Here is a 20,301-nt window from a genome sequence, read left to right as displayed (position 1 = left end):
CGTGCGCCACGGCCGGCGCGCCATGCAACGCATCTCCGCCGTCCAGGCGATTGCTTATCTAACAGGTTGTGCAAGACACGGGGTCGAGGCTTCCAATGGGCTGCCCGTGTTCAAGCCCACTTGCACAGTCGTGAATTTCTTTCACACTTAGGGGCTTGTATGACTAACGCAGTTACCGTCGCAAAGGACAAGGCGTATGTAGTTCCGTTCGAGCAGTTGCGGATGACCGACGTGGAGATCGTCGGCGGCAAGAACGCGTCGCTGGGCGAGATGATCAGCCAGCTCGCCGAAGCCGGCGTGCGCGTGCCGACCGGCTTCGCGACCACCGCGCTCGCGTTCCGTGACTTCCTGCAGCACAACGATCTGACCGAGCGCATCGCCAAACGTCTCGAGACGCTCGACGTCGACGACGTGAAGGCGCTCGCCGAAGCGGGCAAGGAGATCCGTCAATGGATCGTCGACGCGCCGCTGCAGCCGCAGCTCGAGGCTGACATTCGCGCCGGGTTCGACACGCTGCAACAGAGCTCGCCCGAGGAGCTGTCGTTTGCCGTGCGTTCATCCGCGACCGCGGAAGACCTGCCGGACGCATCGTTCGCCGGTCAGCAGGAAAGCTACCTGAACGTGGTCGGCATCGACGACGTGCTCGATCGCATGAAGCACGTGTTCGCGTCGCTGTATAACGACCGCGCCATCTCCTATCGCGTCCACAAGGGCTTCACGCATGCTGAAGTCGCGTTGTCGGCGGGCGTGCAGCGCATGGTGCGTTCGGACGTCGGCGCCGCGGGCGTGATGTTCACGCTGGACACCGAATCGGGCTTCAAGGACGCCGTCTTCATCACGTCGAGCTATGGCCTCGGCGAAACCGTCGTGCAGGGCGCGGTGAATCCGGACGAGTTCTACGTGTTCAAGACCACGCTCGCGCAGGGCAAGTACCCGATCATTCGCCGCTCGATCGGCTCGAAGCTGATCAAGATGGAGTTCACGAAGCCGGGCGAGCCGGGCCGCGTGAAGACCGTCGACGTCGCGCACGAACAGCGCAACCGCTTCTCGATCACCGACGAAGACGTGATCGAGCTCGCGAAGTACGCGGTGATCATCGAGAAGCACTACCAGCGTCCGATGGACATCGAGTGGGGCAAGGACGGCCGCGACGGCAAGATTTTCATCCTGCAGGCGCGTCCGGAAACGGTGAAGAGCCAGGGCGGCGGCAAGGCCGAGCAGCGCTTCAAGCTGAAGGGCCAGTCGAACGTGCTGGCAACGGGCCGCGCGATCGGTCAGAAGATCGGCGCGGGTCCGGTGCGCGTGGTCCACGACCCGTCGGAGATGGACCGCGTGCAGCCGGGCGACGTGCTCGTCGCCGACATGACCGATCCGAACTGGGAGCCGGTCATGAAGCGTGCGTCGGCAATCGTCACGAACCGTGGCGGCCGCACCTGCCATGCGGCGATCATCGCGCGTGAACTGGGCGTGCCGGCCGTGGTCGGCTGCGGCGACGCGACCGACGTGCTGAAGGACGGCGCACTCGTCACCGTGTCGTGCGCTGAAGGCGACGAAGGCAAGATCTACGACGGCCTGCTCGAAACCGAAGTCACCGAAGTGCAGCGCGGCGAACTGCCGCCGATTCCGGTGAAGATCATGATGAACGTCGGCAATCCGCAGCTCGCATTCGACTTCTCGCAACTGCCGAACGCAGGTGTGGGTCTCGCGCGGCTCGAGTTCATCATCAACAACAACATCGGCGTGCACCCGAAGGCGATCCTCGAGTACCCGAACGTCGATCAGGACCTGAAGAAGGCGGTCGAAAGCGTCGCGCGCGGTCACGCGTCGCCGCGCGCGTTCTACGTCGACAAGCTGACCGAAGGTATCGCAACGATCGCGGCGGCGTTCTATCCGAAGCCCGTCATCGTGCGTCTGTCGGACTTCAAGTCGAACGAGTACAAGAAGCTGATCGGCGGCTCGCGCTACGAGCCGGACGAGGAAAACCCGATGCTGGGTTTCCGCGGCGCGTCGCGCTATATCGCGGAAGACTTCGCCGAGGCGTTCCAGATGGAATGCATCGCGCTGAAGAAGGTGCGTGAAGAGATGGGCCTCGACAACGTCGAGATCATGGTGCCGTTCGTGCGTACGCTGAAGCAGGCGGAGCGCGTGGTCGGGCTGCTCGCGAAGTTCGGCCTGAAGCGCGGCGAGAAGGGCCTGCGTCTGATCATGATGTGCGAAGTGCCGACGAACGCGATCCTCGCGGAAGAGTTCCTGCAGTACTTCGACGGATTCTCGATCGGCTCGAACGACCTGACGCAGCTCACGCTCGGCCTCGACCGCGACTCGGGCATGGAGCTGCTCGCGGTCGATTTCGACGAGCGTGATCCAGCGGTCAAGTTCCTGCTCAAGCGCGCGATCGAAACCTGTCTGCGTCTCGACAAGTACGTCGGTATCTGCGGCCAGGGGCCGTCGGATCATCCGGACTTCGCGCAATGGCTGACTGACGAAGGCATCAAGTCGATCTCGCTCAACCCCGACACGATCATCGATACGTGGCAGCAGCTGGCAAAGGCGAAGCAGTAACTCGCGAGGTATCAAATGCCGCTTTCGCAGGCGGCATTCGGCACGCGTTAAAGGCACGTGCGCTTCGTGCTATAAACACCCCGGTAGAACCGGGGTGTTTTGCTTTGTGGAGGTCGACGTGGCGCCTGGTGGACTGTTCTGGTGGATCGGGGCGGGTGTGCTTGTCGTGCTGGAGCTGATGAGCGGCACCTTCTATCTGTTGATGATCGCGTTCGGCTTCGTCGCGGCCGCGCTTGCGCGCATTGCCGGCGCCGGGACCGATCTGCAATTCGTAGTGGCGGCGCTGGTTGCACTCGCGGCGGTCGTGGTGCTCAGACGCTCGCGCTTCGGCCGTCGTAGGCGCGAGCAGGCGTCGCGCAATCCGGATGTCAATCTGGATATCGGGCAGACGCTGAACGTGCCGGCCTGGCAGGGGCGCAAAGCACGCGCGACCTATCGTGGCGCGGCATGGGACGTCGAGCTGGCCGCGGGCGAACCCGAAGACGCGCAGGTCTACGAGATCAGGGAGTTGCGGGGCAGTTGCCTCGTCGTCGTCGCGAGTCGGCAGCCGAAGGCGCGCGCGAGCGCGACCTGACGATCTGAGCGCCGGCCGCCCAAGCTGAAAACGCAGGCCCGACCAACCTGCGCACAACTATTCGAAGCAGAATCGGAGGGTAGCGATATGGATTCAACCATCGTCGGGGCAGTGCTGCTGATCGTCGTGATCATGCTCGCGTCGCAGACCATCAAGATCGTGCCGCAGCAGCATGCGTGGGTGCTCGAGCGCCTCGGCCGTTATCACGCGACGCTGACGCCGGGTCTGAGCTTCGCGTTCCCGTTCGTCGACCGGGTCGCGTACAAGCACGTGCTGAAGGAAATTCCTCTCGAAGTGCCGAGCCAGGTCTGTATTACGCGCGACAACACGCAACTGCAGGTCGACGGTGTGCTGTATTTCCAGGTCACCGATCCGATGAAGGCATCGTACGGATCGAGCAACTTCGTGTTCGCGATTACGCAGTTGTCGCAGACCACGCTGCGCTCGGTCATCGGCAAGCTGGAGCTGGACCGGACCTTCGAGGAGCGCGATTTCATCAATCACAGCATCGTGTCCGCGCTGGACGAGGCGGCCGCGAACTGGGGCGTAAAAGTGCTGCGCTACGAGATCAAGGACCTGACGCCGCCCAAGGAAATCCTTCACGCGATGCAGGCGCAGATCACCGCCGAGCGCGAGAAACGCGCGCTGATCGCGGCATCGGAAGGGCGCAAGCAGGAGCAGATCAATATCGCGTCGGGCGGCCGCGAGGCGGCGATCCAGAAGTCCGAAGGCGAGCGTCAGGCAGCGATCAATCAGGCGCAGGGGCAGGCCGCGGCGATTCTGGCGGTGGCCGAGGCGAACGCGCAGGCGATCCAGAAGATCGCGGCGGCGATCCAGCTGAACGGCGGCATGGACGCGGTGAATCTGAAGGTGGCCGAACAGTACGTGAACGCGTTCTCGAACCTGGCCAGGCAGGGCACGACACTGATCGTGCCGGGCGACATGTCGAACATGAGTTCGATGATCGCGTCGGCGCTGACCATCGTGAACAGGAGCAAGGCGGCAGCGGAGCCGCCGCGCGGCGACTTGCGCTGACGAACGGGCAATGCATGCGCAATGAGCGCGTGACGTAAAAGCAAATGGCCCGCACATCGATGCGCGGGCCATTTTTGCATGAGCCGGAAACGAATCGCGTTCAGGTCGGCGAGCGCATCAAGCGCGCCTTCTCGCGCTCCCAGTCGCGTTTCTTCTCGGTCTCGCGCTTGTCGTGCATCTTCTTGCCCTTCGCGAGACCGATCTCGCATTTGACGCGACCGTTCTTGTAGTGAAAATTCAGCGGCACGAGCGTGTAGCCGCGCTGCTCGACCTTGCCGATCAGCTTGCTGATCTCCTCGCTATGCAGCAGCAACTTGCGCGTGCGCACCGGGTCGGGATGGATGTGCGTCGACGCTTCGGGCAGCGGGCTGATGTGCGTGCCGATCAGGAACAGCTCGCCGTTGCGGATCACCACGTAGCCTTCCTTGATCTGGCCGCGCCCGGCGCGCAACGCCTTGACCTCCCATCCTTCGAGCACGAGGCCTGCCTCATAGCGTTCCTCGACCGAGTAGTCGTAGAAGGCTTTTCTGTTGTCTATGATGCTCATGAATGGAAAGTGCCCAACTCGTTTAAAATCACAATTTTAGCAAAGCGGGGCAAGGAAAGCCCGCGGCGCTTGTCCACCGTTGCCACGCGCTGTTCAATTTATGGCAGATGTCCAGAAAACCGTTTTGATTCGCCACTCGGCGGAGCAGATGTTCGACCTCGTCACCGACGTCGACGATTACCCCAAGTTCCTGCCATGGTGCGGGGGCATCGAAATTCGTCACCGGGACGACACCAGCATGGAGGCGAGGATCGATATCAACTTCAAGGGCATCAAGCAGCATTTCGCCACGCGTAACTCGATGGAGCGCCCCACGCGCATAGACATGGAATTCGCCGACGGTCCGTTTCGCAAGTTCACCGGTTTCTGGCGCTTCACGCCGCTGCGCGCCGATGCGTGCAAGATCGAATTCGCGCTGCACTACGAGTTCACCAGCATCCTGCTCGAGAAGATCATCGGGCCGGTGTTCAATCACATCGCCAATACCTTCGTCGAATCTTTCGTGAAGCGCGCCAACCAGCGCTATGGTCAGTCATGAGCGCGCGGCTAACGGTCGAGGTCTGCTATGCGCTCGCTGCCGAGCAGGCGCTGATTGCGGTCGAGTTGCCCGCGGGCGCGACGCTGCAACAGGCGATCGGCGCAAGCGGGATTCTGCAGCGCTTTCCGTCGATCGATCTGAACACGCAGAAGGTGGGCGTGTTCGGCAAGCTCAAGCCGCTCGATACGGTGCTGGCCGACCATGATCGCGTCGAGATTTACCGGCCGTTGCTGGTGGATCCGAAGGTGTCGCGCCAACGCCGCGTCGAAAAGACACGCAAAGCGGGGTCGATCGAGGGGCGGCGTTGGTTGAACAAGGATTCGCGCTAGGCGGCGCTAGTTGGGGGGCGGCGGACTTTTTTCGCGCGCCGCCCGTTTTGCATCATCGCGTCACGTCACCTCAAGGCGCCGCCGTCTGCGCCTTATCGTTCATGCCCTCGATGCGCGCCGCACCCGACGAATCGTCGTCCGAATGCCGGCGCACCGACCACCAGACCCCCGCCACCAGCAGCAGGATCGCCGCGAGTTCGAGCGGGCGTGGCAGGCGCTCGTCGTAAATGAACGCGTAAAGCAGCGCGAACAGCGTCTCGAACACGATCATCTGGCCGGACAGCGTTAGCGGCAGCCGTTTTGCCGCGGCATTCCACAGGCCGTTGCCGAGCCACGACGCGCCGATCGCGAGTGCGAGGTTGAGCAGCCAGAACGTGTGCCAGCTCGGGTCGGCCAACTCACCGTGCGGGCCGCCCGACGGCAGCACCGCGACCACGAGCCACAACGCGCCGCCGAGCGCGCCAGTCACGACGCCCCACAGCACCGACCACTCATTGCCGCTGAAATGCGTCTGACGCTGCAGGTAACGGGCGTTCTCGACCGCGAACCAGGTCCAGCAGATGAGCGCGCCCACCGCGCAGGCCACGCCGAGCAGGCGCGTCGCGATGCTCACCGGCGCCGCGCCGGCCACCGTAAAGACGTCGATATTGATGCAGACGATGCCCGCCATCACGGTCGCGAGCGGCCATGCGAGGCGCGCGAGCGGCACCGCGCCGTGATCGCGCCGGCCGACCAGCGTGACCGTGACCGGCAGCACGCCGACGATTAGCGAGGCCGGCGCGATTCCGATCAGGTGCACGGCGGCCGTCAGCAGCAGGTAATAGACGATATTGCCGGCCAGCGCGAGCTTGACGAGCGCGATCAGATCCTCGCGGCTCAGCCGTTTGGCGAGCGAACGCGCGATCGGCAGCGCCGCGGCGAGCGACACGACGCCGTACATCGAGTAGCGGCCGGCGACGAGCAGGAGCGGGGAGAAGTCGGGCAGCACCCGCGGCACCAGAAACACCATGCCCCACAAGGCTCCGGCCATGACGCCATATACGACACCGCGCTGCATCGACTGCCTCTGCTGGATAAACTGGAATGGCCGGCAGAATAGCGGTTTTGCGAGCAGGGCGTCTTGTTCGATCCTGCATTCGGACCGCTCGACCGCCGCTCGACAGGGTACGTGCCGCGAAAATGCCGCCGGCTCTGCTCCGATTTCGCCTGCGAACGCGCAAACGAAACCCGTTCGAACCCGACGCGAACAGGCGAGCGAAATCGACGCAGGCGGGAGCGGCAAAAAATCGTCTGAAATTCGCTAAGCTGCTGTTCGCGCAGTGAAAACCGGGGTGGTATCGCGTATAATTCGCTTTTGCGCCTATAGGATTTGCCATGCGTCTGATCCAAACAGCACTCACGTTCGATGACGTGCTCCTCGTCCCGGCCTTCTCCGATGTTCTGCCGCGCGACACCAGCCTCAAGACCCGGCTGACCCGCAACATCTCCCTCAACATGCCGCTCGTGTCCGCCGCGATGGACACGGTCACCGAAGCACGTCTGGCAATCGCCATGGCGCAAATGGGCGGCGTCGGCATCATCCACAAGAACCTCACGCCGGCCGAGCAGGCGCGTGAAGTCGCGAAGGTCAAGCGTTTCGAGTCGGGCGTCGTGCGCGATCCGATCACCGTGCCGCCGCATATGAAAGTGCGCGACGTGATCGCACTGTCGCGCCAGCATGGCATTTCGGGCTTCCCGGTCGTCGAGGGCTCGCAGCTCGTCGGCATCGTGACGAATCGCGACCTGCGCTTCGAAGAGCGTCTGGACGAGCCGGTGCGCAACATCATGACGCCGCGCGAGCGCCTCGTCACCGTCAAGGAAGGCACGCCGCTCGCCGAAGCGAAGGCGCTGATGCACAGCCACCGCCTCGAGCGCGTGCTGGTCATCAACGACGCATTCGAACTGCGCGGCCTGATGACCGTCAAGGACATCACCAAGCAGACCGAGCACCCGGATGCATGCAAGGACGAGCACGGCAAGCTGCGCGCGGGCGCGGCGGTCGGCGTCGGTGCGGACAACGAAGAGCGCGTCGAGCTGCTCGTGCAGGCCGGCGTCGACGTGATCGTCGTCGATACCGCGCATGGCCACAGCATGGGCGTGCTCGAGCGCGTCAAGTGGGTCAAGCAGAACTTCCCGCACGTCGAGGTGATCGGCGGCAACATCGCAACCGCCGCGGCCGCCAGGGCGCTCGTCGAATACGGCGCGGACGGCGTCAAGGTCGGTATCGGCCCGGGCTCCATCTGCACGACGCGAATCGTCGCAGGCGTCGGCGTGCCGCAGGTCACCGCTATCTCCAACGTGTCCGAAGCGCTGAACGGCACCGGCGTGCCGGTCATCGCCGACGGCGGCGTGCGCTTCTCGGGCGACGTCAGCAAGGCGCTCGCGGCGGGCGCCAGCGCGGTCATGATGGGCAGCATGTTCGCCGGTACCGAGGAGTCGCCGGGCGATGTATTCCTGTACCAGGGCCGCCAGTACAAGTCGTACCGTGGCATGGGCTCGGTCGGCGCCATGAAGGACGGCGCGGCGGACCGCTACTTCCAGGACAACTCGGCCAACATCGACAAGCTGGTGCCGGAGGGCATCGAAGGTCGCGTCGCGTACAAGGGTTCGGTCAACGCGATCCTGTTCCAGCTGATCGGCGGCGTGCGCGCGAGCATGGGCTACTGCGGCTGCCGCACCATCGCCGAAATGAACGAGAAGGCCGAGTTCGTGCAGATCACCGGTGCGGGCCTGCGCGAGTCGCATGTGCACGATGTGCAAATCACCAAGGAAGCGCCCAACTACCACGTGGACTAAACGCCCATGAAGCCACTGCTGCGCGTTGTACTGATCCTCGATGCGTTGTTGCTGCTGGCGTTCGGCCTGCTGTTCGTGCTGACGCCTTGGACCTCGCTGTACGACGCGTTGCAACTGGTGCCAACGGAGCCGATGCTGGTCGGCCAGGCGTTCGGCGTCGCGCTGATCGGGCTCGCGTGGCTCGCGGTGCATGCGTCGTTCGACGGGGCGCTGACCTCGACGGTCGCGAAGGTCGTCGGTCATGTGCACTGGCTGATCGGCGTGCTGATGCTGGTCTGGCTGCTGGGGCTGCATACGCCGTCGCTGACCGGTATCGGCCAGATGGTGGCGGTGCTGGCCGGTGTCGTGCTGGTGGTGATCGGGCTCGGCGGCGTGCGACTGTCGGGTGCGGTGCGGCGGCGCGAGAAGGGGATCGTGGTCAAGCCCTCGTCGAGCAAGGCCGACAGTCGTGCCGATAAGCGTGCCGCGAAAGAGGCCGAAAAGGATGCCGCACGGCAGCGTGAACCCGAACGCGACAACGCGCGCGAGCCACGTGCCTCAGCGGGCTTTCCGGTCTATCACGCCGAGCCGGTGCCAGAGCCCGTCGTGCCGGTCACGCGGCCGGCCAATCCGGCTTCCGCGGCTTCCGTTGCCACTCCCGCGCCGCTTCATCCGGCCGCAAGCGAGCCCGGCCAGAGCGAGTCCGAACGCGCTGCGCGCGACACCAGCAACGACGTGCCCGGCGCACCCCGCCCGCCGTTTCATGGTTGAAGCGCCGCGCGCCAGGCCGTTTGCCGAAGCTAGCGGATTTCGTTCGCGCGCATCGCAGGCGGCGAGTTCCGTGGTTGGCCGCGCCCTTGTGCTTCATCGTAATGTTGGCGGTCCGCGCCGCGCCAAGACCGTCGCCGCGCGGACCGCTTTGAATTCGACGCCGCGCCTCGCGCGCGGCATTCCGTATCCGCTCACTTCTGATTCCGTCCGCTGCCATGCATGACAAGATCCTGATTCTCGACTTCGGTTCGCAAGTCACCCAACTGATTGCACGTCGCGTTCGCGAAGCCAACGTGTATTCGGAAATCCATCCGTACGACGTCGACGCGTCGTTCATCCGCGACTTCGCGCCGAAGGGCGTGATTCTGTCGGGCGGCCCGAGCTCGGTCACCGAGGAAGACACGCCGCGCGTGCCGCAAGCCGTGTTCGAACTCGGCGTGCCGGTGCTCGGCATCTGCTACGGCATGCAGGCGATGGCGCAGCAGCTCGGCGGCAAGGTCGACATCGGTCATCTGCGCGAATTCGGCTACGCCGAAGTGCGCGCGCGCAACCATACGAGCCTGCTCGAAGGCATCAGCGACTTCACCACGTCCGAAGGCCACGGCATGCTGAAGGTATGGATGAGCCACGGCGACAAGGTGCTGGAGATGCCGCCGGGTTTCGCGCTGATGGCATCGACGGAATCGTGCCCGATCGCCGCGATGGCCGACGAGCAGCGCCGCTTCTATGGCCTGCAATGGCATCCGGAAGTCACGCACACGGTGCAGGGCCGCGCGATGCTCGAGCGCTTCGTGCTGCAGATCTGCGGCGCGAAGGCCGATTGGGAAATGGGCCACTACATCGACGAAGCCGTCGCGAAGATTCGCGAGCAGGTCGGTAACGAGCACGTCATTCTGGGCTTGTCGGGCGGCGTGGATTCGTCGGTGGCGGCGGCGCTGCTGCACCGCGCGATCGGCGATCAACTGACCTGCGTGTTCGTCGACCATGGCCTGCTGCGCCTGAACGAAGCCGAGCAGGTGATGGCGCTGTTCGCCGATCACCTTGGCGTGAAGGTGATTCACGTCGACGCGAGCCAAGCATTCCTCGGCAAGCTCGCCGGCGTGACCGATCCTGAAGCGAAGCGCAAGATCATCGGCGCGGAGTTCGTCGAAGTGTTCCAGGCCGAAGCCGGCAAGCTGACCGACGCGAAGTGGCTGGCACAAGGCACGATCTATCCGGACGTGATCGAATCGGCGGGCAAGGGCAAGAAGGCTGCGCAAACCATCAAGAGCCACCACAACGTCGGTGGTCTGCCGGAGACGCTGAACCTGAGGCTGCTCGAACCGCTGCGCGAGCTGTTCAAGGACGAAGTGCGCGAGCTTGGCGTGAAGCTGGGTCTGCCGCACTCGATGGTGTATCGCCATCCGTTCCCGGGTCCGGGTCTGGGCGTGCGGATCCTCGGCGAAGTGAAGCGCGATTTCGCGGACCTGCTGCGCCGCGCGGACGCGATTTTCATCGAGACGCTGCGCAACACGATCGACAAGGAAACCGGCAAGTCGTGGTACGACCTGACGAGCCAGGCATTCGCGGTGTTCCTGCCGGTCAAAAGCGTCGGCGTGATGGGCGACGGGCGCACCTACGAGTATGTCGTCGCGTTGCGCGCGGTGCAGACGCTCGACTTCATGACCGCGCATTGGGCGCATCTGCCGCATGAACTGCTTGGGCATGTGTCGAACCGGATCATCAACGAAGTGCGCGGGATCAACCGGGTCGTCTACGACATCTCGGGGAAGCCGCCTGCGACGATCGAGTGGGAATGAGGGTAAAAATATCTCAATTAAATCAATGGCTTACGAGGTGTGTTCGGATTGTTTGTCTATCAGAGTGCAACGTTGCCTCTAAGTATTTGATTTTTAATGAATATATCCACCATTCCGTAGAAAGCTGGGCGTCTTCGACGGTATCAAAGACGGTACAAGTGTCGGTAAACCGGACTGTATGGTTCCGTTCGAAATTCGGGTTTCAATTGTTACCGTCAATGCGATTCCGGGCATGACGGTAAAGTTGTCCCCGAAAAGCTAGACTCCGCGTGGGTTTGCGGGCGTCTGTAGGTCTTGTGGTTGGTGACGGTAAAAAGTCGTCCCAACCACGCGCCTGTAGTGGCGGAAAGTTGGCCAGGTGAAGAAAAGCCGCACCCTGCGGCTTTTCTGCGCACTCGTCATGCCAGTCGGAGCATGAGTGTGAGGGGATGAATCGGAGAAGGTGTGAACCCGTACGAAAAGCTGCTGCGTGTGCGTCAATCGCATGCACAAGCATCGCACGTACGCCAAGATCTTTTGCGATCGAGCTAGCGCGATTGAGGGCGTCCTTCAAAAGGGCAGTGCCGAGTTGGATGCCTTTTGTATTTACGTCTCGCGCTAGCCGGCCAAGCACAACCACCGGAATTGGATCCGGCATATTTCGACGAACGTTGCCGGTTGCATCGACATGGGCAACGGCTCCAGCCGCGAGGGCATGGTAGCCGTAGACGCGGCCGGTATCATCGGTCGTTACAAATACACGGCTTGTCCCACTGTTGTGGTTAATCAGGGCGCGCCGCTTCAGCCCGTCGTCAAGCTCCAGCCTTCCGCAGGAAAAGCTGGCAACGTCGTGCTCGGCCAGCAGCGGCTGCGGAGCAGAAAGCTTCCGATTCATTCGCTGTTTTCATTCCAAGGGGTTTTCACGTCCATAAGACGTGCAAGACCCGCGTTTGCGGCTTTCGGCGCGTCTAGCAATTCGGTGAACTGCTTAAATTTTTCCGAATCAAGCCCAAAGAAAGTGCGATCCAGGACGACGGCCTGAGCGCGCTCGCAAGCGGCCTCCAACATAAAGTCAGAGCGGTTTTTGCCAAGCAGGCTCGCTGCGTAATCGATCAGATCACGTTGCTCTGGCAAGGCGCGAAGATTAATAGGTGCGTCGCGCATGATGCACTCCATACTGTATATACGATAGATATACGTATGGCAGGGCAATGTATATCTGATGTCAATACGCGCCGTGGCAGAATCCGTCAAGTTTCAGCCTGGCGACTGGATCGAGAAGTGCCTGGATCGACGGGTAGAGCTACGTGCCGAAACTATTGCCCGGGAATGTGGTAGTGCCGGTGCTGAGTGCCACCTTGTGTATCGAATCTGCGGGCGATGGAGGACGAGGCCCGGGATATACTGTGTGTCCTCTTTTTTACCGAGCCGGTAGGCAATCAAGGACGCCTTACGGACTCGATCCGGGGGGCGGATTCAGCCGTTGGCGGATTGACTTGACTGGATCTGCCCGCGTGGGAGGCAATCCGAGACCCGCTGGACTTCGCATTGTTTGAGCGGGTCGGTCGCGCAAATATCACGTCAAGTCATGACTAGCAAACACTCTTCCACCAAGTCACGTCGATCCTCGAAGCTTTCCCGCATCCACGCCCCCGATCACATGTCGCCCGCCGACTGGCAGCGCGCCTTGCGTCGGCAATTCGGGCAAGAGCAAGCGTTCTCGCTGGAGAATCTCGGGACGGAGACGTATTTCTCCGAATTCCGCGTCGGCAATCCGGAGTCGAACTTCAGCTATCGCGTGTCGATTCGTGGGACCTGCCCGGGCGACAACTTTTGCGACTGTCCCGATTACGCCACCAACGAACTCGGCACCTGCAAGCACATTGAATTTACCTTGTCGCGACTGCTGCGCAAGCGAGGCGCAAAGGCGGCCTTCGCCCGTGGTTATCAGCCCGCATTCTCGGAGCTGTATTTGCGAAACGAGGGAGGGCGAGCGGTCCATTTTCGCGCCGGCGCGGATTGTCCGGCAAAGGTAGCCAAAGCGGCCGCCGCTTTGTTCGACGAGTCTCGGCGATGGCATCTGCCGGAGGACCGTTTCGAAGATCTCGGGCGCTTTCTCTCCAGGGTGGCGAAGGCCGGGCACGAATTGCGCGCCCATGACGACGCGCTCGACTTCATCGCTGGCCGAAACGATGCGGCGCGCCGTGCCAGGATGCTCGACGGGCAGTTTCCGCAAGGAGGGGCGACGCCCTCGCTGAAGAGGCTGCTCAAGGTGCCGCTCTATCCGTACCAGGCCGAAGGCGCATTGTTCGCCGTGCGTGCCGGGCGCGCCTTGATCGGCGACGAAATGGGCCTCGGCAAGACGGTGCAGGCCGTCGCGGCGGCGGAAATCCTGATCCGGCATTTTGGCGTGTCGAAAGTGCTGGTGATTTGCCCGACTTCGCTCAAGTATCAGTGGCAGAGCGAGATCACGAGGTTCTCCGGCCACGCTTCGAGGGTAGTCGCGGCGGCCTTGCCCAGAGGCGGGGCGAATATGCGGCCCAGGATCTCTACAAGATCACCAACTATGAGAAGCTGAAATCGGACCTTGACATGATTTCCGCGTGGGCGCCGGAGCTGGTCATCGTCGACGAGGCGCAGCGCATCAAGAACTGGAACACCATTGCGGCGAAGGCTCTCAAGCGAATCGACAGCCCCTATGCCGTCGTGCTGACGGGAACGCCTCTCGAAAACAAGCTGGAGGAACTCGTTTCCATCGTTCAATTCGTCGACCAGCACCGTCTTGGGCCCACGTGGAAGCTGCTGCACGAACATCAGGTCAAGGACGAGGCGGGACGCGTGACGGGATACACGGGCCTCGAGAAGATCAGCCAGACCCTGGCACCGATCATGATACGGCGTCGCAAGTCCGAGGTGCTGCTGCAGTTGCCCGGGCGCACCGACCAGAATCTGCTGGTGCCCATGACCGAGCTGCAGATGGCGTATCACACGGAAAACGCGGACATCGTGGCCAAAATCGTCCGGCGCTGGCGTAACACCAGGTTTCTGTCGGATCAGGACCAGCGGCGCCTCACCTGTGCTTTGCAGAACATGCGCATGTCGTGCAACAGCACCTATCTGCTGGACCAGGAAACCGATCATGGCGTGAAGGCCGACGAGCTGGCGACGTTGTTCGAGTCGCTTTTCACGCAGCCGGACGAGAAAGTCGTGGTGTTCAGTCAATGGACGCGCACGCATGAGATAGTCATTCGCCGGCTCAAGAAGCTCGGCATCGGCTACGTCAGCTTCCATGGCGGCGTGCCGTCGGAAAATCGGCCCGCGCTGGTGCAGCGCTTTCGGGACGATTCGGACTGTCGGGTATTTCTGTCGACGGACGCAGGTAGCACGGGGCTCAACCTCCAGCACGCGTCGACGCTCGTGAACATGGATCTGCCGTGGAACCCGGCGGTGCTGGAACAGCGCATCGCGCGCATCTATCGGTTGGGCCAGAAAAAGCCGGTACAAGTCGTCAATTACATCGCGAAGGGAACGATCGAGGAGGGCATGCTGTCGGTGCTGGCTTTCAAGCGCTCGCTGGCGGAAGGCATCCTCGATGGCGGCGCCAGCGAAATTCTGCTCGGTGGTTCGCGCCTGACCCGCTTCATGAAGGATGTCGAAAACGTCGCGGGGCGCATGGGAGAGAGCGAGGTCATGGCCGCGGCGGAGGAAGCCGCGAGCGGCGCAGTCGTGTCCGGCGACGCGGCGCGTGACGCGAGCGTCGTGGAAACCGACCTCGCCGGTACCGGCGAGCGGCTTCAAGCTTCGACCATCGATACAGCGCAACGAGGCGCGTCCATCGAACCGTGGTCAGGGTTGCTGCAGTTCGGCGCGGCGCTGGCGTCGGCGTTGAATGAGCCGGGCGATGGCGCGGTGTCCGCACACCCGTGGGTCGAGCGCGATGCCGTGACGGGCGCGCGAAGTCTCAGGTTGCCGCTGCCATCTCCCGAGACGGCAAGACGACTGGCTGAGGTGCTGTCGACGATCTCGGATGCTCTGCTGCGCAACGGCAGCGCAAACTAAAGTCGCTGAACGTGGGAGTTGGGGCAGGCATCTTCGAGGCGGCCTGCTTCGAGTCGTATTCGAGTTGTACCTGGCGGTGAGATGGGGAAGTTCTAAGCGCAAGCCCGCTCTTCGAGCGCCGCCCTGACCCACCCGAATCCCACGCGCTCCTGCTCGAGCCGCAATCCATGGCGAATCCGGTTGTCGCGGAGGTCATCGAAGAGTTCCCGCTCTTTGGCAGTGAGCCGCGGCAGATCGCGCGTGACCTGATCGCCTTCTTCTCCCCAGAACGCTTCATGCGCCACCAGCGTCGCGCGGTCCATCAAGAACGATCCAACATGCGGGAACCGGCTGCGCAATTGATCGAGAATGGCGAAGCCGTGCGTGTCGATGTCGCCCCAGTAGTGGAGCGCACAGTCCGTGAGCCATCGCGCCGGCTCGAGAGCTTCCCAACCGTAGCCCGCCCCGAAGAGCACGATCGACTGCGGAACGTCGGGAAACGCCAAAAAATTTATCTCGTTTTCCGTAATGAACACGTGGCGGCATGGCAGTGTGAGGCGCGCGAAGCTGTCAGCGTCGAGTGCGATGTCGGGCCGGCCCATGCCGGGCAGAACGGCGAGCCTGTCATCGAGCGCGCGAAATCGAATCCGAGGCGGCTTCTCGCGGAACCCGTAGCGAGCAGCGAATTGGGCGGCGGCTGTCCGGCTGCTGTCGATTGACTCCGACGGCAGCACGAGATCGAGCCATTGGGCGAGGACGCCGCGCCGCGCCTCGATGAATTTCGTGTCGACGTTGGCGATTTCGGCCTGGCGAAGATATACGCCCGGCTGCGGATGTGCTTGCAGCCAATCGACGACTGCCAGCAGTCGTTCCCAATCGCCTGCGAATTCGAGTGCTTGCAACGGGCGCTGCGCAAGCCACGTGGTGAGCTTCGGCTGGCGGGAGCGTGTGATTTCGAGCAGCCGCTCGAACTGCGCTGCGTCGCGGCGCTTGCCGGCGACCGCGAGCGCATCGTCCAGACTGTCCACCTAAGCTGCTTGTGGCAAACGCTGCAGGCCGAGAATTCGATGATTGATTTCGCGCCATTCGATGCGTACGCGCGGTGTCGCGGCAATCTCCGCGATCCATGCGCGTACCGCGTCGAAGCGTTCGGCCAATTCGGACGAGCTCGGGCCTTTTATCGTTAGACGTAGCGGGAACAGCCCCTCGGTGCCGTCTACGAGGCTCCGCAGCCATTCGCCACGCTCCCATAGGCGCTGGAGGCGAACGCGCAGTTCGGCGGTCGTCGTCCAATTCATTGCTCGAACTCCGCCTTGCGCGCGCGGTACTCCTCGATCGACAGGTTGCGCAGCTTCGAGGCGCGTCCGCCCTCGTTCTGAACGAATCCGACGCTCGAAACGAACGGCTCGATGATGTGAATCTTCTGCAGCGGCGTGACGATCAGCAGTTGCAGGTTCAGTTTTTGAAACAATGTGAGACCGTATTGCGCCGATTCGTCGGAGCCTCGTCCAAACGCCTCGTCGATGACGACGAAGCGGAACGATCGAGAACGCACGGCGCCCCATTCGAGGCCGAACTGATAGGCGAGACTCGCGGCAAGGATCGTATAGGCGAGCTTTTCCTTCTGGCCGCCCGATTTACCGCCCGAGTCCGAATAGTGCTCGTATTCGCTGTCGTCCTCACGCCAACGCTCGCTGGCGGCGAACAGAAACCAGTTGCGTACGTCGGTCACTTTGGCGCGCCAGCGCCGGTCCTGCTCGGTCAACCCTTCGCGGCCGCGGAAGCGGTCAATGATCCGTTTGACTTGCAGGAACTTGGTCTCCGAGTATTGGCTATCGTCCGAGCCGGTGAGTTCGCCCTCGGTGCAAGCACGCAGGTCGCTCTGGAATTCGCGGATCTCCGCGTCGGGGTTGGACTGACTCTCGAGGACGATGTATCGGCCCGCGTTGTAGTCGATTTGTCGCAACGATTCGTTGATGCGTTCGATGCGTTCCTTGATCGTTTGCCGTTCGCGGGCGAGCTGGCCGTGGAAGTTGGCGATCTCGTTGATCGTATTGACGTTGAGCAGCTCTTTGAAACGCGCTTCGAAGCGCGGCAGATCGTCCGCTTGCAGCCGCGCAAGCATGTCACGGTACTCTGAGGTCGCGTCGAGGCTCGCATCGAAGTCGGCCGTTTCGAGCTTGTAGGCATCCTTGAAGGCCGCCATGGCCTTGACGATTTTTTCGGCAAGGCGGCCGAGCGACTTCGTTTCGTTGTCGATACGGGTTGTCAACGCCTCTCGCACGTCCCGCTCGCGGTTGTCGCATGACTCGACGGAAAGCTGGTGTTCGCCGAGAATCTCCGCTCGCAGCGCCTCGATTCGCTCGGCAAGTTCGGCATTCACTTGCGCAACGAGCGCGTGCGTCTCGTCGCGCAACGTTTGCGCTGCCTCCCGCCTGGCCAGGATACCGCCCAGTTCCGAGTCGGTGTCCGAGATCGCCGCTTCACTCTCTGTCAACGACGCTTGCGCCGAGTCCAATTGGGCCGTTAGCTCCGCGAGGGCGTCGCTTGCCGCTTCGAGGCGGGCTTTTTCGTCTGCCAGACGGGCGATCGCGGTCGCGCAGCTTCCCCAGTCGATGTCGCGGAAGTCGACGAACTCGCCGACGCGCGCAAGCGCTTCGAGCTGCTCGCGCACCTTCGAGTGCTGGCTTTGAGCTTCTCCAAGCTTCTGTCCGATCTCGCCAAGCCGAACCTCGAGCGCTCGCCGTTGGGCTTCGAGGGCGGCAATTTTGGCCGTGTTGCTCCAACCCAGCACGTAGCGGCTGCGATCGTCAAGCGCGCGGCGGTCGTCTTTTTCGTGGCGCTCGCCAAGCGCTTTCGCCTGGCCCGCACGCGTGATCGCGCGCATCTCGCGCCGAAACTGCTCCTGCGTATCGCAGCATGCATAGTCGAACCGGCGGCCGATTTCGCGTTCGAGCCAGCCATAGAACAGCGAATCGGGCTTGATCGCGAGTTTGTGCGCGAGCGAGTGGCGGTGTAGCTCGATGGCCTCGGCTGCGCGCGCGGCGCGTTCAGAGCGCACGCGAAAGTAGACGAGCCGCCCCCGGAGATGAGTGCGATCGACCCACGCCGCGACGTTCGCATAGTGCTCGTCGGGCACGAGCAGCGACAGGCCGAAGTTGCGCAGGACGCGCTCGGCGGCGCCCTCCCAATCGCGCGCATCCTCTTGCACCTGAATGAGTTCGCCGGCGAACGGCAGGGCGTCTTCCTCCAGACCGAGCGCCGAGCATAGGCTCGCCCGCATCGCGACTTGTTCCTTGGGGATGTTGTTACGTCGAGCTTTCAGGCTCGCGATTTCGTCCTCTAGCAGATCACGCTGCGCTTTCCCTTCGCGAAAGGCCACGCTCCATTCGGTAATCGCATTTTGCTCTTGCGCTTCGTCGTCGACGAGCGAGCTGCGCCGCTCGGCCAGACGTTGGCGTTGGGAAGCGAATGCGGCCTCATCCGTGGCCTCGGTTTCGCCGAGCAGCGTAACGATGGCGGCATAGCGTTGCGCGCGTTCGCGGCGACGCGCGCTTTCTCGCTCGTGCTGGCGGATTTCGACCTCGAGTTGCGCGATGCGATCGCCGCCTTGTTCGGCCACGGCGCGGCGCAAATCGTCCACGCGCTGGCGCGCCTGGTCGCGCGCTTCTTCGTGCCGCGCCTTGCGTGATATTGCACGCGCGTGGTCCTCGTCGAGCAATTGGAGGCGGCGCTCGATGAGGCCGAGCTTGAGCCCGGCGAAGTAGGGTTTCAGTGCTTCACGGCACGCTCGCCAGCCTTCGAGAACGTGTCCTTGCTCGCTGTGGCGATCGCAGTCGTCGACGAGCGGTGTCAGCAGTTCCACCTGGCGCTTGGCTTTCAGTACCGCCTCGTGCGCGCGATTCAGATCGTCGAAGTGAGTGATCAGTGCGTCGACGCGCGGTGCAACGTCGAACGGCTCAAGCATGTGGCTGCGTACGAAGTCGGTGAGATTGCCCACCGATTTCATCGATACCGTTTGATGGAAGAGCTCGAGCGCTTGCTCGTTTTCGATTCCAAAGCGCCGCCGGAACCAGGCGCTGTATTTCGGAAATGTGTCCTCGATTTCGGCACCCAGCCCGCGCAGCTTTTTGCGCAGCTGTGCGATCTCGGTGCCGAAGCGCGAGAAGTCAGCGGCGATCGAGAGGTCGCGTTCGGCACAGACGAAGAATCGCGCGGGTTGAGCCTGTGCGTCTTTCATCCAGAACACCTGCGCGAGTGTGACTGTGGCATCGTACCCGGCGTTACGAAACACGCCCAAAACCACCGAATAGCTGTTATGGTCGCGCAGGCTCACGGGCCTGGCCGTCCCCGTGACCTCGTTGCGCTCCGACTTGTAGTAGCCAAGCACATACGAGCGTAACGTACGTTCCTTGCTGTCCGCGCCTGCCGCCTTGTTGTAGGCGATGCGCTGCGCGGGCACGAGGAGGGTGGTGATGGCGTCGACGAGCGTCGACTTGCCGGAGCCGATGTCTCCTGTCAGCAGGCCGTTGCGGCCATCGACCCGCAGCACCCAGACTCGTTGGTCGAAGGTTCCCCAATTGAAAACCTCGAGCCGCTCGAGGCGAAAGCCCGTCAGGGCGTCGTCGACGGCAAAATCGAGGCCGAGCGTGCGCGGCTCATTCATCGCGACTCTCCTGTTGGTCAGAAACCGTCGAATCTTGAAGGTGGTGCGCCCGATAGCTCGCGAGCCGCGCGTCGAAATCGAGCAGCCATTGCGCATCGACGAACGCCTTGAGAATGCGCCGCACCTCGAATGTCGGCGGTCCGCTCGTGGTCTTCATCCGGCGTAGGAAGCCGAGCTCGACGATCTTGTTCACGTGTGTATCGATTTGATCGACCAGGCGCGCCTCGTTGGTGCTCGCGGGAAGGAATACGCGTACGAGCTCGACGATGTCCTCGCGCGCAAGGACGAGCCGCGTGTCGCCGCCGCCAGCATCCCATTCCGCCAGCTTCTTTCGCAGCAGCGCGAGCAGCAGGCTCACGGGGAACGAGAGTGGACGCCGGGCAACGAGCCGGGGTAGCTGAGCCTGTTCCCCATCGACTTCAGCGTCATGCGCGGCGCGGCTTTTTACGAAGGCGTAGCCTTCCGCCTCGTCCACGACGAGCTCGAGGCCAAGCACGGCGACGTAGTCGCGCGCGTGCGTCTGCAATTCGAGCAGTGCGGCCCAGAGGCGCTCGTTTCCATCACGATAAACCACGCCCTTGAGCAGCGCGATGGCAACTGTCGACAAATCGCCTCGACCAGGCGACGAGGCTTGCTGTTCTTCCGTCAT

At 62.9% G+C, this 20,301-nt stretch carries 17 protein-coding genes and 1 pseudogene; 10 read left to right on the top strand and 8 right to left on the bottom strand.

The genetic code is table 11. The features are described from left to right. The first annotated feature begins 159 nt into the window (after positions 1–159). From ppsA to HDG34_RS00595, 3 genes are all read left to right on the top strand, one after another. Positions 160–2,562 carry a phosphoenolpyruvate synthase gene (gene ppsA, locus HDG34_RS00605; protein WP_184056885.1) on the top strand — a complete coding sequence of 801 codons (2,403 nt, stop codon included), beginning with the start codon at positions 160–162 and terminating at the stop codon, positions 2,560–2,562. Positions 2,563–2,680: 118 nt separating this feature from the next. Beyond that, positions 2,681–3,136, top strand: a complete 456-nt coding sequence (locus HDG34_RS00600) for an NfeD family protein (RefSeq protein ID WP_018417664.1) — start codon at positions 2,681–2,683, stop codon at positions 3,134–3,136. Positions 3,137–3,223: 87 nt separating this feature from the next. Further along, positions 3,224–4,171: an SPFH domain-containing protein gene (locus HDG34_RS00595; protein ID WP_184056883.1), complete on the top strand. Its 948-nt coding sequence runs from the start codon at positions 3,224–3,226 to the stop codon at positions 4,169–4,171. A gap of 100 nt (positions 4,172–4,271) precedes the next feature. Here the strand turns inward: HDG34_RS00595 and smpB are convergent, their stop codons facing one another. Beyond that, positions 4,272–4,718 (bottom strand): SsrA-binding protein SmpB, encoded by a 447-nt coding sequence (gene smpB, locus HDG34_RS00590; RefSeq protein WP_013089686.1) that lies wholly within the window; start codon positions 4,716–4,718, stop codon positions 4,272–4,274. A gap of 100 nt (positions 4,719–4,818) precedes the next feature. Between smpB and HDG34_RS00585 the strand changes: the two genes are divergently transcribed. Both HDG34_RS00585 and HDG34_RS00580 read left to right on the top strand, forming a co-directional pair. Continuing rightward, the gene (locus tag HDG34_RS00585; RefSeq protein WP_018417666.1) at positions 4,819–5,256 is read left to right on the top strand and encodes a type II toxin-antitoxin system RatA family toxin; all 438 of its coding nucleotides are present in this window, start codon (positions 4,819–4,821) and stop codon (positions 5,254–5,256) included. Continuing rightward, positions 5,253–5,585, top strand: a complete 333-nt coding sequence (locus HDG34_RS00580) for an RnfH family protein (RefSeq protein ID WP_090800565.1) — start codon at positions 5,253–5,255, stop codon at positions 5,583–5,585. Before HDG34_RS00585 ends, HDG34_RS00580 begins: the two co-directional genes overlap by 4 nt. 70 nt (positions 5,586–5,655) lie before the next feature. On the opposite strand, the gene HDG34_RS00575 is transcribed toward HDG34_RS00580, so the two are convergent. Next, positions 5,656–6,642: a DMT family transporter gene (locus HDG34_RS00575; RefSeq protein WP_184056880.1), complete on the bottom strand. Its 987-nt coding sequence runs from the start codon at positions 6,640–6,642 to the stop codon at positions 5,656–5,658. Between the two features lie 317 nt (positions 6,643–6,959). Between HDG34_RS00575 and guaB the strand changes: the two genes are divergently transcribed. The 3 genes from guaB (at position 6,960) to guaA (ending at position 10,969) form a co-directional block, all read left to right on the top strand. Then, on the top strand, positions 6,960–8,420 hold the full coding sequence (guaB, locus tag HDG34_RS00570) for an IMP dehydrogenase (protein ID WP_184056877.1): 1,461 nt from the start codon (positions 6,960–6,962) through the stop codon (positions 8,418–8,420). 6 nt (positions 8,421–8,426) lie between these two features. After that, positions 8,427–9,170, top strand: a complete 744-nt coding sequence (locus HDG34_RS00565; RefSeq protein WP_184056874.1) for a hypothetical protein — start codon at positions 8,427–8,429, stop codon at positions 9,168–9,170. A 215-nt stretch (positions 9,171–9,385) separates the two neighbouring features. Beyond that, on the top strand, positions 9,386–10,969 hold the full coding sequence (guaA, locus tag HDG34_RS00560) for a glutamine-hydrolyzing GMP synthase (RefSeq protein ID WP_184056871.1): 1,584 nt from the start codon (positions 9,386–9,388) through the stop codon (positions 10,967–10,969). Between the two features lie 202 nt (positions 10,970–11,171). Here guaA and HDG34_RS00555 read toward each other — a convergent pair whose 3' ends face one another. Together HDG34_RS00555 and HDG34_RS00550 are read right to left on the bottom strand one after the other, a co-directional pair. Then, positions 11,172–11,843: a hypothetical protein gene (locus HDG34_RS00555; RefSeq protein WP_260320955.1), complete on the bottom strand. Its 672-nt coding sequence runs from the start codon at positions 11,841–11,843 to the stop codon at positions 11,172–11,174. Then, positions 11,840–12,112: a DUF1778 domain-containing protein gene (locus HDG34_RS00550; protein ID WP_184056868.1), complete on the bottom strand. Its 273-nt coding sequence runs from the start codon at positions 12,110–12,112 to the stop codon at positions 11,840–11,842. The genes HDG34_RS00555 and HDG34_RS00550 overlap by 4 nt, the downstream gene beginning before the upstream one ends. A gap of 424 nt (positions 12,113–12,536) precedes the next feature. Between HDG34_RS00550 and HDG34_RS38800 the strand changes: the two genes are divergently transcribed. Further along, complete coding sequence (locus HDG34_RS38800) at positions 12,537–13,526, top strand: SNF2-related protein (RefSeq protein WP_260320954.1); 990 nt, start codon at positions 12,537–12,539, stop codon at positions 13,524–13,526. A gap of 14 nt (positions 13,527–13,540) precedes the next feature. Next, complete coding sequence (locus tag HDG34_RS38795; protein ID WP_260320953.1) at positions 13,541–15,007, top strand: DEAD/DEAH box helicase; 1,467 nt, start codon at positions 13,541–13,543, stop codon at positions 15,005–15,007. A gap of 92 nt (positions 15,008–15,099) precedes the next feature. Here HDG34_RS38795 and HDG34_RS39770 read toward each other — a convergent pair whose 3' ends face one another. The 4 genes and pseudogenes from HDG34_RS39770 to HDG34_RS00530 all read right to left on the bottom strand — a co-directional run bounded on the left by HDG34_RS39770 (position 15,100) and on the right by HDG34_RS00530 (position 20,301). After that, entirely contained in the window at positions 15,100–15,720 is a 621-nt protein-coding gene (locus tag HDG34_RS39770; protein ID WP_311734721.1) for a DUF2220 domain-containing protein, read from the bottom strand. A 15-nt stretch (positions 15,721–15,735) separates the two neighbouring features. Further along, positions 15,736–16,284 (bottom strand): annotated as a pseudogene (locus tag HDG34_RS39765) (DUF3322 domain-containing protein); the annotation flags it as partial. Next, positions 16,281–19,652 carry an ATP-binding protein gene (locus HDG34_RS00535; RefSeq protein WP_184056865.1) on the bottom strand — a complete coding sequence of 1,124 codons (3,372 nt, stop codon included), beginning with the start codon at positions 19,650–19,652 and terminating at the stop codon, positions 16,281–16,283. The pseudogene HDG34_RS39765 and the gene HDG34_RS00535, both read right to left, overlap by 4 nt. Next, positions 19,645–20,301: a DUF4194 domain-containing protein gene (locus HDG34_RS00530; RefSeq protein ID WP_184056862.1), complete on the bottom strand. Its 657-nt coding sequence runs from the start codon at positions 20,299–20,301 to the stop codon at positions 19,645–19,647. Before HDG34_RS00530 ends, HDG34_RS00535 begins: the two co-directional genes overlap by 8 nt.

Source organism: Paraburkholderia sp. HC6.4b (genome assembly GCF_014200875.1).
Lineage (GTDB): Bacteria > Pseudomonadota > Gammaproteobacteria > Burkholderiales > Burkholderiaceae > Paraburkholderia > Paraburkholderia tuberum.
Note: the sequence above shows the minus strand (reverse complement) of the source record. Positions and strands in the feature narration are given on the sequence as shown.